Consider the following 14913-nt stretch of genomic DNA (forward strand, 5'->3'; position numbering starts at 1 on the left):
TTCAGTTATGATTAATGTAGCTCGGTTAGGCTCAACATAGCTCAATGATGATTAATGAAGGAATACATCATTCATGGTCACGGTAGTCGAAAACATAGATCCTAACATTAAGCCTGTTCCAGCGGTTATCACCGAGCTGGAGCAGAAGTATGCCGGTAAGTTTGTCGTGCAGCACACTGTGGATGAGATTCCAACGGTTTGGGTGGCACGTGCTGATTTGCTGGATATTCTTCTATACCTGCGTAAATTACCCCAGCCATACGTCATGCTATTTGACTTGTCAGCGATAGATGAGCGTCTGCGTCAGCATCGCCAAGGGTTGCCTGACAGTGACTTTACAGTGTTTTATCACCTAATGTCGCTTGAGCGTAATAGTGATGTGCGTATTAAAGTCGCGCTGAGTGAAGACGATGTCAATGTACCGAGCGCTACGCAGATTTGGCCAAATGCCAACTGGTACGAGCGTGAAGTGTGGGACATGTTCGGTATTGTCTTTACCGGTCATCCGCATTTGACCCGTATTCTATTACCAAAATACTGGGAAGGTCATCCACTGCGTAAAGAGTATCATGCGCGTGCAACGGAATTTACCCCGTACTTCTTGAACACTGCCAAGCAGCAATACGAGCAAGAAAACTTGCGTTTTGTCCCAGAAGAGTGGGGCATGAAGCGTTCAGGTCGTGATGAAGACTTTATGTTCTTGAACATCGGTCCTAACCATCCTTCTGCTCACGGTGCATTCCGTTTAGTACTACAGCTTGATGGTGAAGAAGTCGTCGATTGTATCCCTGATATCGGCTATCACCATCGCGGCGCAGAGAAGATGGCTGAGCGTCAAACTTGGCATTCATTTATTCCTTATACCGACCGTATCGATTACCTCGGTGGCGTGATGAATGAGCTGCCGTACATCATGTCGGTTGAAAAGCTTGCTGGAATTACGATTCCACCGCGCGCTGAAACCATTCGCGTGATGATGAGCGAGTTTTTTCGTATTACCAATAACTTACTGTTTGTTGGTACGTTTATTCAGGATGCGGGCGGCATGACCCCGGTATTCTATATGTTTACCGATCGCCAAAAAGCCTATGACGTCATCGAAGCCGTGACTGGCTATCGTATGCATCCTGCTTGGTTCCGTATCGGCGGTACGGCTGCTGATCTGCCACGTGGCTGGCAGCGTCTGGTTCGCGAATTCTTGGATTGGATGCCAAAACGCTTGGACGAATATGTCAAAGCGGCATTGCAAAATAGCGTGCTCAAAGGTCGTACCCAAGGTGTTGCGCAGATAATGCTAAGCAAGCACTTGCTTGGGGCGTGACGGGCGCTGGTCTGCGAGCGACAGGCGTTGATTTTGATCTGCGTAAAGCGCGTCCATACATGGGCTATGAGAATTACGATTTTGAAGTGCCAGTGGGTTACAACGGTGACGCTTATGATCGCTGTATGGTCAAGGTCGAAGAGATGCGTCAGTCGTTACGTATCATTCGCCAGTGTATGGACAATATGCCACAAGGCCCTTATAAAGCCGATCATCCACTCGCTGTACCACCGCCAAAAGACCGTACCTTAAACGATATTGAAACCTTGATTAATCACTTTATCTCAGTATTGGGGTGTGATGCCAGCGGGCGAGTGTACGACAATTGTAGAAGCGACCAAAGGTTTGAACAGCTATTACATCACCTCAGATAAGGCGACGATGAGCTATCGTACCCGTATCCGTACGCCGACGTTTGCACATTTACAGCAGATGCCATCGGTGATTAATGGTTCGCTCGTTTCTGATGCCATCATGTATTTGGCATCGATTGATATCGTAATGGCCGACTGTGATCGTTAGTACCGTGATCGCTAATACTTTAGTCTAATGCTTTGATCAGAAAATTATCGTTATTAAAGAAATACGTTTATCAATATATCATTGCCAAATGGCACACCAAAATGCTGATATCTTGCCATGTAGCGACACTCATAAGACTGTCGTTATTAGCTGATAAAGCGTGATGAGTGAGGACAGATAGAAGACTATGAAAATTGTTTCCGACAAAATGCCAAAAGTAGATGTGGCAAGCATCCTCACTAGCGAGGAAATTGCGGCTATTCATGAGTTTATGCACCATTACCCACAAGCGCGTGCTGCTTCGCTCGATGCGCTAAAGATTGTGCAAAAGCGCAACGGCTGGGTCGATGACGCACAAGTGAATGCCATTGCCAATATTCTAGACATTCCGATGTCAGATATGGACGGAGTCGCCACTTTCTTTAACCGTATTTATCGTCAGCCTGTCGGTCGCCACGTCATCCTTATTTGTGATTCAGTGGCTGTTTCTTGACAGGCTATGAAGCCTTGTCTGCTGAGATCAGATCGCAGCTGGGTATTGAGTATGGTCAGACGACGGCTGATGGTCGCTTTACGCTATTGCCAATTTGCTGCTTAGGTAACTGTGACAAAGGCCCTGCTGTGTTGATTGACGAAGACACCTATGGTCCAGTACAGCCCGAAGAAGTCACGCAATTATTGGAGCTATACGCATGAGATTAACGCTTTCAGAGCAGATTGCTCAACGTAGTCAAGGCAAAGCACCTAGCCAGCTCAATGAGCAGAGCATTCCAATTTATGGTGATAAAGCCACAGCGACTAGCGAAACCAAACCGTTAACATGGCGTCTAGCACATCATGATGCCGTACTAGATTTGACCACCTATGAGTCGTTAAAAGGCTTTGATGGCTTAAAGCAAGCTTGAGTCAATCGCCTAAAGAAGTCGGGAATATGATCAAAGCTGCCAACGTCAGAGGTCGCGGCGGTGCAGGTTTTAATGCTGGTTTGAAGTGGACATTCATGTCACCACCAGATGGTTTACCTCGTTATCTCATCTGTAATGCTGATGAAATGGAGCCGGGTACCTTTAAAGATCGTCTATTGATGGAGCGTCTACCGTTTCAGCTGATTGAAGGTATGTTGATTACCGCACATGCGATTGGTGCGACTGACGGTTATATCTTTATCCGTGGTGAATATATCTTAGCCGCCCAGCGTCTGGTCACTGCCATCGAAGAATGCTTGGCTAACAATCTCATGGGCAAGAACATTCTAGGCTCAGATTTTAGTTTTAATCTGCATGTGCATACTGGCGCTGGACGTTATATTTGCGGTGAAGAAACCGCATTGATTAATTGCTTAGAAGGTCGCCGTGCTAATCCACGTACCAAGCCACCTTTCCCGCAAATTTCTGGTGCATGGGGTCGTCCAACCGTCGTCAACAACGTTGAAACCTTGTGTAACATGCCAGCCATCCTAAACCATGGTGTTGAATGGTATCAGTCATTATCTAACATCAAAGGCAAGAGCCAGACACCGGGTACCAAACTGTTTGGCTGCTCAGGTTTAGTCAATGACCCAGGTCTGTGGGAGTTACCGTTTGGTTATACGGCACGCGAAATCATTGAAGATTTAGCGGGTGGTATGCAAGATGGTAAAACCCTCAAAGCTTGGCTACCGGGCGGTGCCTCTACTGACTTTTTAACCACTGAGCATTTAGATGTGGTGGTGGATTTTGACACCATTCAAAAAGCAGGTAGCCGTATGGGTACTGGGCTAATTATGGTCGTTGATGAAGCACAAGATATGGTGCCACTCGTTCGTAATCTCGAGATTTTCTTCCAACGCGAATCCTGCGGTTGGTGTACGCCATGCCGTGACGGTCTGCCTTGGGGTGTCAAATTGCTTACCGCTATCAATGATGGTGAAGGGCAAGTCGGCGATGTCGAAAAACTAGAAGGCCTCACGCGTGACTTATGGATTGGTAAAACTTTCTGTGCACATGCGCCAGGTGCGATGGAACCACTGATGAGTGCGATTAAATATTTCCGTCCAGAGTTTGATCAAAAAATCGCGCAGGCGGTTGGTGTCGATGTCATTGATGCGGCAGCCAATCAACAGCCAGAAGTGAAATAAGGAGAGCGGCATGGCAGTCATACATATTGATGGAACCACTGTCGAAGTAGATAGCGCAGATAACTTGCTACAAGCCTGCTTATCACTCGGCATTGATGTGCCGTATTTTTGTTATCACCCAGCCCTTGGCTCAGTAGGGTCGTGCCGTCAGTGCGCGGTCAAGCAATTCCAAAATAAAGAAGACATGGAAGCAGGTCGCGGCCGTCTTGTGATGTCATGTATGGTCGCTCCGGGCGATGACATGTATATCTCTGTCACTGACGATGAAGCCAAAGCATTCCGCAAGTCGATGGTTGAGCTACTGATGACCAACCATCCACATGACTGTCCAACTTGTGAAGAGGGCGGACATTGCCATCTGCAAGACATGACGTATATGTCAGGTCATAGCCGTCGTCGTTATCGCTTTACCAAACGCACCCATCATAACCAAGAGCTTGGCCCATTCATCGCGCATGAGATGAACCGCTGTATCGCTTGCTATCGCTGTGTCCGTTTTTATAAAGACTATGCGGGCGGCGAAGATTTGGGTGTTTACGGCTCAAACAACCGCGTTTACTTTGGTCGTGACAAAGATGGTCAGTTCGAAAGCGAATTCTCAGGTAACTTAACGGAAGTATGCCCAACGGGTGTATTTACCGAAAAACGCATTCAGAGCGCTACAACCGTAAGTGGGACATGCAGTATGCACCAAGCATTTGCCATGGTTGCTCAGCAGGTTGTAATATCTCACCGGGTGAGCGTTATGGTGAATTGCGCCGTATCGAAAACCGCTACAACGGTGAAGTGAACCGCTATTTCTTATGTGACCGTGGTCGCTTTGGTTACGGCTATGTCAATCGTGACGATCGTCCAACCCAAGCGCTTGAGCGTATCAACGATAAGCATGTCAAAATCAATATTGACTATGCACTTGATGAAACCATCAAACGACTCAAAGACAAAAAAGTCATTGGTATTGGCTCACCTCGTGCCAGTTTAGAAACCAACTTTGCACTAAAAAATCTGGTTGGCTTTGATAAGTTTTCAACAGGTCTCAATCATCAGCAGCAAGCATTGGTTAATAAATGCATCGAAGTATTGAGTACTGATGGCATTTATAACCCAAGCATGACTGATATCGAAAGCTATGATGCGGTATTGGTATTGGGTGAAGATATCACTCAAACCTCATCACGTGTCGCGCTGTCAGTACGCCAAGCGGCAAAAAATGAAGGCCTGAAAATGGCAGCGGCATTGCAAACGCAGTCTTGGCTTGCAGAACCGGTTAAACGTATTGCTCAAGATGCGTTAAGCCCAGTTTATGTCATCGACGTGGTGCAAACTAAGCTAGAAGACATCAGTAAAGTCAGTGTGGTAGCAACGCCTGAAGACATCACTAAGCTTGGCTTTAAAGTCGCTGATGAGATTGCTAACTTCGCTGATGATTTAGCAGAAATAACAGACCCACAAGCGGCTGATCAAGATGTCGATACTGCTACTAGTACTAATGCCAGTACTGAGACTGACGGTATGCAAGCATTAGCGAAGCAAATCGCTTATGACTTGATTCAAGCGGATAAGCCATTGGTTATCTCGGGTAGCAGTTTATCCTCTACGGCTTTGATTGAAGCAGCGGCGCAGATTACTCAAGCATTGACCCAAAAACGCTCAGCCATTAAAGCGACTGAACAGCAGCAAGTGGACACGTATAATGCTCAAGTCCGTGATGAGCAAGCGCAAATAGAAGATAAAGAGCTATCCGCTAAACCAAACAAACCTGAAACCGGTGTTGATACAGAAACGCAAGACAATGTAGAACGCGCTCCTGCTAAAAAACTTGAGCTGAAAGAAGTAAACAGTAAATATCAGGCACAAGCAGGTATCTACTTAACAGTTACCGATGCCAATAGCATGGGTGTTTGCATGCTTGGCGGTCAATCAGTCGAAGAATTACTGGCGACTGATTTTGATGTGGTCATCGTCGCTGAAAATCAGCTGACTGATGCCATCGATGCCAATAAATTGACGCAGCTATTATCTGATAAAACTGTCATTGCACTGGATCATCAGCTACTTGATTGGCACAAAGATGTCGATATTGTATTACCTGCGGCTAGTTTTGCAGAAGCAGACGGTACGCTGATATCGGCTGAAGGTCGTGCACAGCGCTTCTTCCAAGTTTACGACAACGAATACTATCATCCGATGAGCAGTATTAAAGAAGGCTGGCGCTGGTTACATGCAGTGCATAGCAGCATCGAAGGTCGTGATGTTGATTGGACGCAGCTAGATGACGTCATCAATGCATTGATCGTAACGCACCCTAAGCTTGCTGGGATTAAAGGCGCTGCACCTGATGCCGATTACCGTATGACGGGTCTTAAAATTGCTCGTCAGCCGCGTCGTTATTCAGGCCGTACCGCCATGCGTGCGCCGATATCCGTACATGAGCCGATGCAACCAAAAGATTTAGACACCGGTTTGACTTTCTCAATGGAAGGTTATAGTGGTAAAGAAACCCCAAGCTCGATGATTCCTTTTGCCAATGCGGCAGGTTGGAACTCACCACAAGCGTGGAATAAATACCAAGACAAGGTCGGTGGTCATCTAAAAAATGGCGACCCAGGTGTGCGCATGTTCGATCAGCTAGCACGTTTAGAAACACGTCAATATGTTGCACCAGATGCCATGTCTGCGACGACGACCGATATGCAGCAAGGACAAGCCAAACTGGTGCCTATCAATAATATTTATGCCAGCTCTATGATGGCGTCACGTAGCCCAGTGGTTGCGGAGCAACTGCCTGTTGCTGCATGGCGTATCGGGATGGATGATGCTAAGGACTGGAACATCGCTAATGGCGATTACTTAGCGATTGAAATCGATAAGCAACAAATTACCTTACCAGTACAGATTGTCGGTTATTTAGCAGAAGGCTGTATTGGTTACCCAGTTGGTCAGGTGAGTATTATTCATCCATCAATGGCAGCGTCGGTTCGTAAAGTGGATGCACCAGTGACGATGATGGGTAGCATAGCTAACGATATGATGAACAATAACGATGCTGCGCAAATGAATACAGCACCGACCACCACACAGGAGGTGTAATATGCAAGTTACCCGTATTATCCCTGATGTGCCAAGCTTCTTGGCTGGTAGCATGAGCTTTGATGCTTGGTCCATTTTATTTATGGTCGGGCAATCACTGGTCATCTTCTTGGTCGTGGTTATGGTTGCCGCTATGATGATTGTCTATGAGCGCCGCATGCTAGCTTTATGGCAGGATCGTTACGGTCCAAACCGCGTCGGACCCTTTGGTTCGTTGCAGCTGGTTGCTGATATGCTCAAAATCTTCTTTAAAGAAGATTGGACGCCAAACTTTACCGATAAGTTTATGTTTACGTTGGCACCTGCGGTCGCGATGTTTACCGCATTGGCCTCATTTGCCATTATTCCTATCTCGCCAACGCTTGGTGTGGCTGATTGGGATATCGGTATTCTGTTCTTCTTTGCGATGGCAGGTATTGCTGTCTATGCCGTGATGTTCGGTGGTTGGGCGTCTGCCAATAAATTCTCACTACTCGGCGGGCTACGTTCAGCAGCACAAACGATCAGTTATGAAGTCTTCTTGGGCTTATCACTGATGGGCGTGGTTGCATTAACCGGCTCATTTAACTTGCGCGCCATTGTTGAGGCGCAAATCGACGGCTGGTATATCATTCCGCAGTTTTTTGGCTTTTTGACCTTTGTCGTTGCTGGTGTTGCAGTCACCCATAGACATCCATTTGATCAGCCAGAAGCAGAACAAGAGCTAGCTGAAGGCTATCATGTTGAATATTCTGGCATGAAGTTCGGTATGTTCTTTATTGGCGAATATGTCAACGTTGTACTGATTTCTGCCTTGATGACTTGCCTATTTTTTGGCGGTTGGTTGGCACCTTTTAACTTAGATATTCCATTTATTCCACCAGCTTTTTGGTTCATGATTAAAACGCTGTTCTTTATGACCATGTTTATTTTGGCTCGAGGCTCACTCATGCGTCCGCGTTATGATCAAGTGATGAACTTTGGCTGGAAAGTTTGTCTGCCAGTAACGCTGATTAATCTGTTGGTTACTGCTGCGGTCATTTTGATCTTTTCCCCAACGTTGTAGTCATCATTAGCCATCATTGATGAACTAGGGTAAAGCTGATAAGGATAATAATCCCATGTTTACTACCATAAAAAAGACCGTCATTGGACTATTTACCATTGTCCGCAGCATGTGGATGGTCAATAGTCATGCGCTCAGACCGCGTGACACCATCCTTTATCCTGAGGTGCCGGTACCTGTGCCGCCGCGTTTTCGTGGACGTATTGTTCTAACGCGTGACCCTGATGGAGACGAGCGCTGTGTGGCTTGTAACTTGTGTGCGGTGGCATGCCCGGTAGGGTGTATCTCCTTACAAAAAGCGGAACGTGAAGACGGTCGTTGGTATCCAGAGTTTTTTCGAATTAACTTTTCGCGCTGTATTTTTGTGGCTTGTGTGAAGAGGCGTGTCCAACGACAGCCATTCAAATGACGCCTGACTTTGAGTTGGGTGAATATAAGCGCCAAGACTTGGTCTACGAAAAAGAGCATTTGCTCATTTCAGGGCCGGGTAAATATCCTGATTATAACTATTATCGTGTGACGGGTATGGCGGTAGCGGACAAACCAAAAGGCGCAGCACAAAACGAAGCTGCACCGATTGATCTAAGGAGCTTGCTACCATGATGAATATTTTGAACCATCCTGAACTGGCGGGGTTTTATTCGCTTGCAGCAGTGGCCATATTTGCCAGTCTGCGCGTCGTGACTCAGGCCAATCCAGTGCATGCTATCTTATCGATGATTGTGTCATTACTGGCAATCGCAGGGATATTTTTCGTCCTAGGCGCGCCATTTGCTGGTGCGTTAGAGATTGTCGTCTATGCCGGCGCCATTATGGTGCTATTTGTCTTTGTTATTATGATGCTTAATTTAGGCATGAGCAATGATGAGCGTGAAGAGCGCTGGCTTGATGCGGGCACTTGGGCGCTACCGACAGGGTTAACGATTATTATCGCGGTTGTGCTGTATGCGATGATTGGTATGGGTCATGACGAAGCGGCAATGATTGGTGGCTCGACAATATCTGCCAAAGCAGTCGGTACGGTGCTATTTACTAAATATGTGATGTTGATAGAAGTGGCTGCATTGCTACTATTGGCAGCCTTAGTCGCCGCTTATCATTTGGGTAAAGAGTCTATCGCTGATGAGGTTACTGTTAATGCAAACCACAGTAATGGTAGTCAAGGATCTAATGCTAATGTCGCAAGTATCAAACACTACGATGATCACGGCATGCCGATAGATGCTGACGCGGCGAAAATGGCAGAATCTTACGAATATAAAGATGTTGACCCGCATGACTATGTAAGTATGAATGTAGGTACGCAGCTGGGTGTGAATAAAGTCACGCGCAAGGAGTCAGACTAATGGTACTAGCAGCGAGCGTGGCACAAGATGTGTCAAACGTGCCGTTTGCCCACGAGGTAGCAGGCTTAGTACAGCCAGTTGCTGAGGCGCAGAATGTACTGGGCATGATACCCATGAGCCATGGACTGATTTTGGCAGGTATCTTATTTGCCATTGGTCTGTGCGGCGTCATGGTACGACGTAACTTCCTATTTATGCTAATGAGCCTTGAGATCATGATGAATGCAACAGCATTAGCATTTGTGGTGGCAGGTAGTCGTTGGGTTGATCCAGATGGACAGATTATGTTTATCTTTATTTTGACCTTGGCAGCAGCAGAGGCCGCCATTGGTTTGGCAATATTATTGCGGTTTTATCATCAGCGTGGGCATCTCGATGTCGACAGTGCCAATGAGATGAAAGGATGATGTCATGAGTTTATTACCATTAACCTTTATATTCCCGCTCGTTGGCTTTTTGATTTTAGCCTTTATGCGCGATAAGCTAACAGAGCAGGTGGCAGCGATGTCAGCGATTGTCGGTGTCGGTAGTATGCTGTTATCAGCACTATGCACGCTAATCGTTAGTTATACTTTTTTAACCAATAATCCAGCAGGAACAGTCATAGAGATTCCGCTGTGGACATGGTTCCAAGTCGGAGATTTTGCCCCAAGTTTCGGTCTGAGCTTTGATGGTTTGGCACTGACGATGACGGGTGTCATCACTGGGATTGGCTTTTTAATCCATCTCTTTGCCGCTTGGTATATGAAAGGCGACACTGGCTTTGCCCGTTTCTTTAGCTATATGAACTTGTTCGTCGCCAGCATGTTATTGCTAGTCTTGGCAGATAACTTGTTCTTGCTTTATCTTGGCTGGGAAGGCGTTGGTATCTGTTCGTACTTACTGATCGGTTTTTATTACCATGACCGCGCCAATGGTCTTGCAGCGATGAAAGCCTTTACGGTGACGCGCGTGGGTGATGTATTCTTAGCCTTCGGTCTGTTTTTATTATTCCGTGAATTTGGTACGCTTAATATTCAAGAAATTATTACTCGTGCACCAGAAGTGTTTGATATCAACAATCCAACGATGATGTTGACCACCATGTTGGTTGGCGGCGCGATGGGTAAATCAGCGCAGCTGCCATTACATACATGGCTGGCTGATGCAATGGCAGGTCCGACGCCAGTATCAGCGCTTATTCACGCGGCAACGATGGTCACCGCAGGTGTTTATTTAATCGCTCGCTTACATCCATTGTTTGAGCTGACGCCTGGTATTTTATTATATTGGGTCGGCGGCGTAGGGGCGTTGACGTTGGTCGTTGCTGGATTCTGTGCGCTGGCACAAACCGACATCAAACGTATTCTCGCTTATTCAACCATGAGCCAAATTGGCTATATGTTCTTAGCACTCGGCGTTGGGGCATGGCAAGGGGCGATCTTCCATTTGATGACGCATGCTTTCTTTAAAGCCCTGTTATTCTTATCATCAGGTGCAGTCATCCTTGCGGTACATCATGAGCAAAACATCTTTAAGATGGGCGGTCTACGTAAAAATACCGTTGGTATTTTGGTGCTATATCGTTGGTGGCGGTGCACTTGCGGCAATACCTTGGGTCACGGTCGGATTTTATTCTAAAGAAGCGATTCTTTGGGAGAGTTATGCAACCGGTCACATGGTTTTATTCTATATGGGCGTATTCGGCGCATTTTTAACCGCACTTTATACTTTCCGTATGATTTGGATTATCTTCTTTGGTGAAGAGAAAACGCACGCGCATAAGTTATCTGGTGTGTCGTATTGGCTGCCACTTAGTGCGTTGCTCGTATTATCAACGGCAGTGGGTGCATTTATCACTCCGCCATTACAAGGCGTCTTGCCAGAGAGTGTTGGGCATTTATTGGAAGTCGCTGGTCAAGCGCATGGTAAGCATACGGCTGAGTTTATCGCCATGGGTGCGATGCTGGCTGGTCTAATAATAGCGGCGCTATTATATGTGGTGGATAAAGGTCGCATGCTCACCCGCTTTAAGCGCTCACGTGTTGGTGGGGCGCTATATCACTGGTGTTATCATGGTCTAGGTTTTGATGCGCTATACGATGTAATTTTTGTAAAACCCTTTTTGTTCATCGGCCGCTTATTTAAAGCCGACCCTATCGATAAAGCGTGGCTCGTCTTGCCTAAGCTGGCATCTGCTGGTAATAAGGTATTGTCTGCGACGCAAACTGGGTCACTTCGAGGTTACGCTGCAAGCTTTGGCTTGGGCATGGCTGTATTACTAGTGCTGGTAATGATGACGGTGGTATAAGATGATTGAGTTACAACAAACGTGGATGCTACCAGCATTAATTGCAATTCCCTTTATTGCCGGGTTGTTATGTTGGTTGGTCGAGCGATTTAATAAACGTCTGCCGCGCTGGATTGCTTTAATCGGTATGACGTTGACCTTTGTGTTGTCGCTAGTGCTGTGGCAATACGGCGACTTTAGTGGCATGAGTAAGCAAGTGATTGCGCCAGACGCTGCTGTGCCTTGGGTCGCTGAATTTAGTGTGCCATGGATACCAAGCTTTGGTATTAGCTTCCATTTAGCGATGGATGGCTTGTCACTGATGATGGTGGCGTTAACAGGATTGCTTGGTATTGCTGCTGTGGCTTGTTCGTGGAATGAGATTCAGCGTCGAGTCGGCTTTTTCCATCTTAACCTTTTGTGGAGTTTGGGCGGCGTCATTGGGGTGTTCTTAGCCATTGATCTGTTCCTATTCTTCTTCTTTTGGGAGATGATGCTGGTTCCTATCTACTTCTTGATCGCGATTTGGGGTCATGATGTGGTTGGCAAAACCAAGGAATACGCAGCGACTAAGTTCTTTATTTATACTCAAGCGTCTGGGCTTATTATGCTGGTTGGGATCTTGATATTGGTCATTATCAGCTACGCTCAAAAAGGGGTGGTGAGCTTTAATTATAATGATTTACTCGGTACGTCACTTGGCGGCTGGGAATATCCGATCATGCTGTGCTTCTTTATTGGCTTTGCGGTTAAGTTGCCGATTATTCCGTTCCATGGTTGGTTGCCAGATGCGCATGCGCAAGCACCAACGGCAGGTTCGGTGGATTTGGCAGGGGTTTTGATTAAAACCGCCGCTTATGGCTTGATTCGTTTCGTGTTGCCGTTATTCCCAGCAGCATCACAAGATTTTGCGCCGATTGCGATGACCTTGGGTATCATTGGTATATTCTACGGTGCATGGCTCGCCTTTATGCAGACCGATATGAAGCGTTTGCTCGCTTATACCAGTATTTCGCACATGGGATTTGTGGTATTAGCAATTTAGCTGGAACCTTACTCAGCTTGCAAGGTCTAATGATTCAGATGTTAGCGCACGGCTTAAGCTCAGCAGCGCTATTCATCATGGCAGGGCAGTTATATGAGCGTCTACATACGCGTGATTTGACCTTGATGGGTGGTATGTGGGGTCAGTTCCGTTACTATGCACCGATACTGATGTTCTTCTGTGCCGCATTGCTCGGTATTCCGGGGACAGGTAACTTCATCGGCGAGTTCATGATTTTATTTGGTGCCTTTGCTCAGTATCCAGTATTTGTGGTCTTTGCAACATTCAGTCTGGTACTAGCAGGGCTATACTCGCTTATTTTGATTCACCGTGCATTATTTGGCAAAAACAACATCGAAGCAGTCGCCATGCAAGAAACCAAAGCACATGGTTTGCCTACGCGTCCATTAAAAGATTTGGGTAAGCGTGAGTTGTCATTGTTATTGATGCTCGCTGCAGGCTTGGTATGGCTTGGTCTATATCCACAGCCGTTCCTTGATACCTCAAGTCATGCGATGCAGTGGATCAATAACGCTTATATATACAGTCAAGTCACACAAGTAGATGCGTCGCAACTGCTTGATGCAATGGAGGCACGTTAAGTCATGAATGATATTACGATGAATGATTTGATGGGATTGTTGCCTTATGCGCCAATCATTGCCGTCGTTATTACGGTATTGGTGGTCATGATTGCCATCGCAATTAAACGCTCACATATGGTGACTGGTACGATAACGGTCGTCGGCTTAAATATTGGTCTGTTTACCCTCATTGGGCAAATGACAGGGATTGTGAATAGCGGTACTCTCATACCAAACGCTGAGCAGTTATTCGTTATTGATAACTTTGCTCAGTTTAATATGGTGATTATTTTTATCTGTGCATTGGCTTGTTGTACGCTCTCTTATGCGTATTTGGCAAATCTCAAGGATAATAAAGAAGAGCTGTATTTGCTCATGTTGCTATCGACGATTGGTGCTTTACTGATGGTCAGTGCTCAGCATTTAGCGTCATTCTTTATGAGCTTAGAGATGCTGTCTATACCGCTATACGGTATGCTGTCATATACCTATATGCGCAACCGCTCGCTAGAGTCTGGGCTGAAATACTTGGTGCTGTCAGCGACGGCATCGGCGACATTGCTCATGGGTATGGCATTTATCTATGCCGAAGTAGGCTCGCTCGCCTTTAAGCCAATCAGTATGGTATTGGGTGATGTTTTTGAGTCGCCACTTCTGATACTTGGTGCGGCGATGATGATGTTCGGTATCGCCTTCAAACTCTCTGCTGCGCCGTTTCATATGTGGACACCAGATGTTTACGAAGGCGCTCCAGCACCAATTGCTACCTTTTTAGCATCGGTATCAAAAGTAGCTATGATGGGCTTAGCGGTTCGTTTCTTAATCGATACGTCTTTATTGGCCTTACCCTCGGTACAGATGCTGCTCATGGTCATGGCAACTCTATCTATCTTAGTCGGTAACTTATTGGCAGTACGTCAAACCAGCCTAAAACGCCTATTGGGTTATTCATCCATTGCTCATATGGGTTACGTGTTGATTGTCATCGTCAGTATCGGCGCGGCAGCGGATAGTATCTCTAGTATGTATATGGCGGTTTATGCCTTGACCTCTATCGGTGCCTTTGGCGTCGTAACCTTGATGTCGAGCCCTTATCGCTTGTCTGGTGAAGCTGATGAGCTAACCCATTATCAAGGTCTATTCTGGCGTCGTCCCGTATTGACTGCGGTTATGACTATTATGATGTTGTCATTGGCGGGTATTCCTTTGACGGCTGGCTTTATTACCAAGCTATTTGCGATATTGGCAGCGGTACAAGGAACTAATTGGTTCTTGGCAGCGATGATCATCTTGGGTAGTGCGATCGGCTTATTCTATTATTTACGTGTGATGCTCACCCTCTTTAAACGTCCGAAACAGTTCATTGAGTTTGACGTTTCTAGCCAATGGGCGATGCGTACTGGCGGGATCATGGTTATTGCGGTGACCGCGATGATTATCTTCTTTGGTATCTTGCCAAACAGCATGATTGAATGGGCAAGTCTGGCACGTATTTGGTAAATAGCAAAAGGGTAAGTAGGGGTATGCTGATACCGCTGCTTATCTGTTATTACGGTCAGAAACCCAAGATGCGCC

5 protein-coding genes and 7 pseudogenes are annotated in these 14913 nt (G+C 46.4%); all 12 read left to right on the forward strand.

Going from position 1 to position 14913, the window contains the following annotated elements; all coding sequences use genetic code 11:
* Positions 1–73 precede the first annotated feature (73 nt).
* The 12 genes and pseudogenes from nuoC to nuoN all read left to right on the forward strand — a co-directional run bounded on the left by nuoC (position 74) and on the right by nuoN (position 14838).
* Positions 74–1843: pseudogene (gene nuoC, locus G7Y90_RS07780) on the forward strand (NADH-quinone oxidoreductase subunit C/D).
* 187 nt (positions 1844–2030) lie between these two features.
* Positions 2031–2539: pseudogene (gene nuoE / locus G7Y90_RS07785) on the forward strand (NADH-quinone oxidoreductase subunit NuoE).
* Positions 2536–3959: pseudogene (gene nuoF / locus G7Y90_RS07790) on the forward strand (NADH-quinone oxidoreductase subunit NuoF). Before nuoE ends, nuoF begins: the two co-directional pseudogenes overlap by 4 nt.
* A 10-nt stretch (positions 3960–3969) precedes the next feature.
* Positions 3970–7049 (forward strand): annotated as a pseudogene (gene nuoG / locus G7Y90_RS07795) (NADH-quinone oxidoreductase subunit NuoG).
* 52 nt (positions 7050–7101) lie between these two features.
* On the forward strand, positions 7102–8094 hold the full coding sequence (nuoH, locus tag G7Y90_RS07800; protein WP_045445151.1) for an NADH-quinone oxidoreductase subunit NuoH: 993 nt from the start codon (positions 7102–7104) through the stop codon (positions 8092–8094).
* Between the two features lie 55 nt (positions 8095–8149).
* Positions 8150–8697, forward strand: a pseudogene (gene nuoI, locus G7Y90_RS07805) (NADH-quinone oxidoreductase subunit NuoI).
* Positions 8694–9440 carry an NADH-quinone oxidoreductase subunit J gene (gene nuoJ / locus G7Y90_RS07810; protein WP_201559964.1) on the forward strand — a complete coding sequence of 249 codons (747 nt, stop codon included), beginning with the start codon at positions 8694–8696 and terminating at the stop codon, positions 9438–9440. The pseudogene nuoI and the gene nuoJ overlap by 4 nt, the downstream one beginning before the upstream one ends.
* A gap of 98 nt (positions 9441–9538) precedes the next feature.
* Positions 9539–9847, forward strand: a complete 309-nt coding sequence (nuoK, locus tag G7Y90_RS07815; protein WP_045445153.1) for an NADH-quinone oxidoreductase subunit NuoK — start codon at positions 9539–9541, stop codon at positions 9845–9847.
* Positions 9848–9911: 64 nt separating this feature from the next.
* Positions 9912–11079 (forward strand): annotated as a pseudogene (locus G7Y90_RS18930) (NADH-quinone oxidoreductase subunit L); the annotation flags it as partial.
* Positions 11080–11112: 33 nt separating this feature from the next.
* The gene (locus G7Y90_RS18935) at positions 11113–11730 is read left to right on the forward strand and encodes a hypothetical protein (protein WP_502937453.1); all 618 of its coding nucleotides are present in this window, start codon (positions 11113–11115) and stop codon (positions 11728–11730) included.
* A 1-nt stretch (position 11731) separates the two neighbouring features.
* Positions 11732–13356 (forward strand): annotated as a pseudogene (gene nuoM, locus G7Y90_RS07825) (NADH-quinone oxidoreductase subunit M).
* Between the two features lie 3 nt (positions 13357–13359).
* Positions 13360–14838 carry an NADH-quinone oxidoreductase subunit NuoN gene (gene nuoN, locus G7Y90_RS07830; protein WP_250163830.1) on the forward strand — a complete coding sequence of 493 codons (1479 nt, stop codon included), beginning with the start codon at positions 13360–13362 and terminating at the stop codon, positions 14836–14838.
* Positions 14839–14913: the final 75 nt, after the last annotated feature.

The sequence above is a fragment of the Psychrobacter sp. WY6 genome (assembly GCF_018448495.1).
Taxonomy (GTDB): Bacteria; Pseudomonadota; Gammaproteobacteria; order Pseudomonadales; family Moraxellaceae; genus Psychrobacter.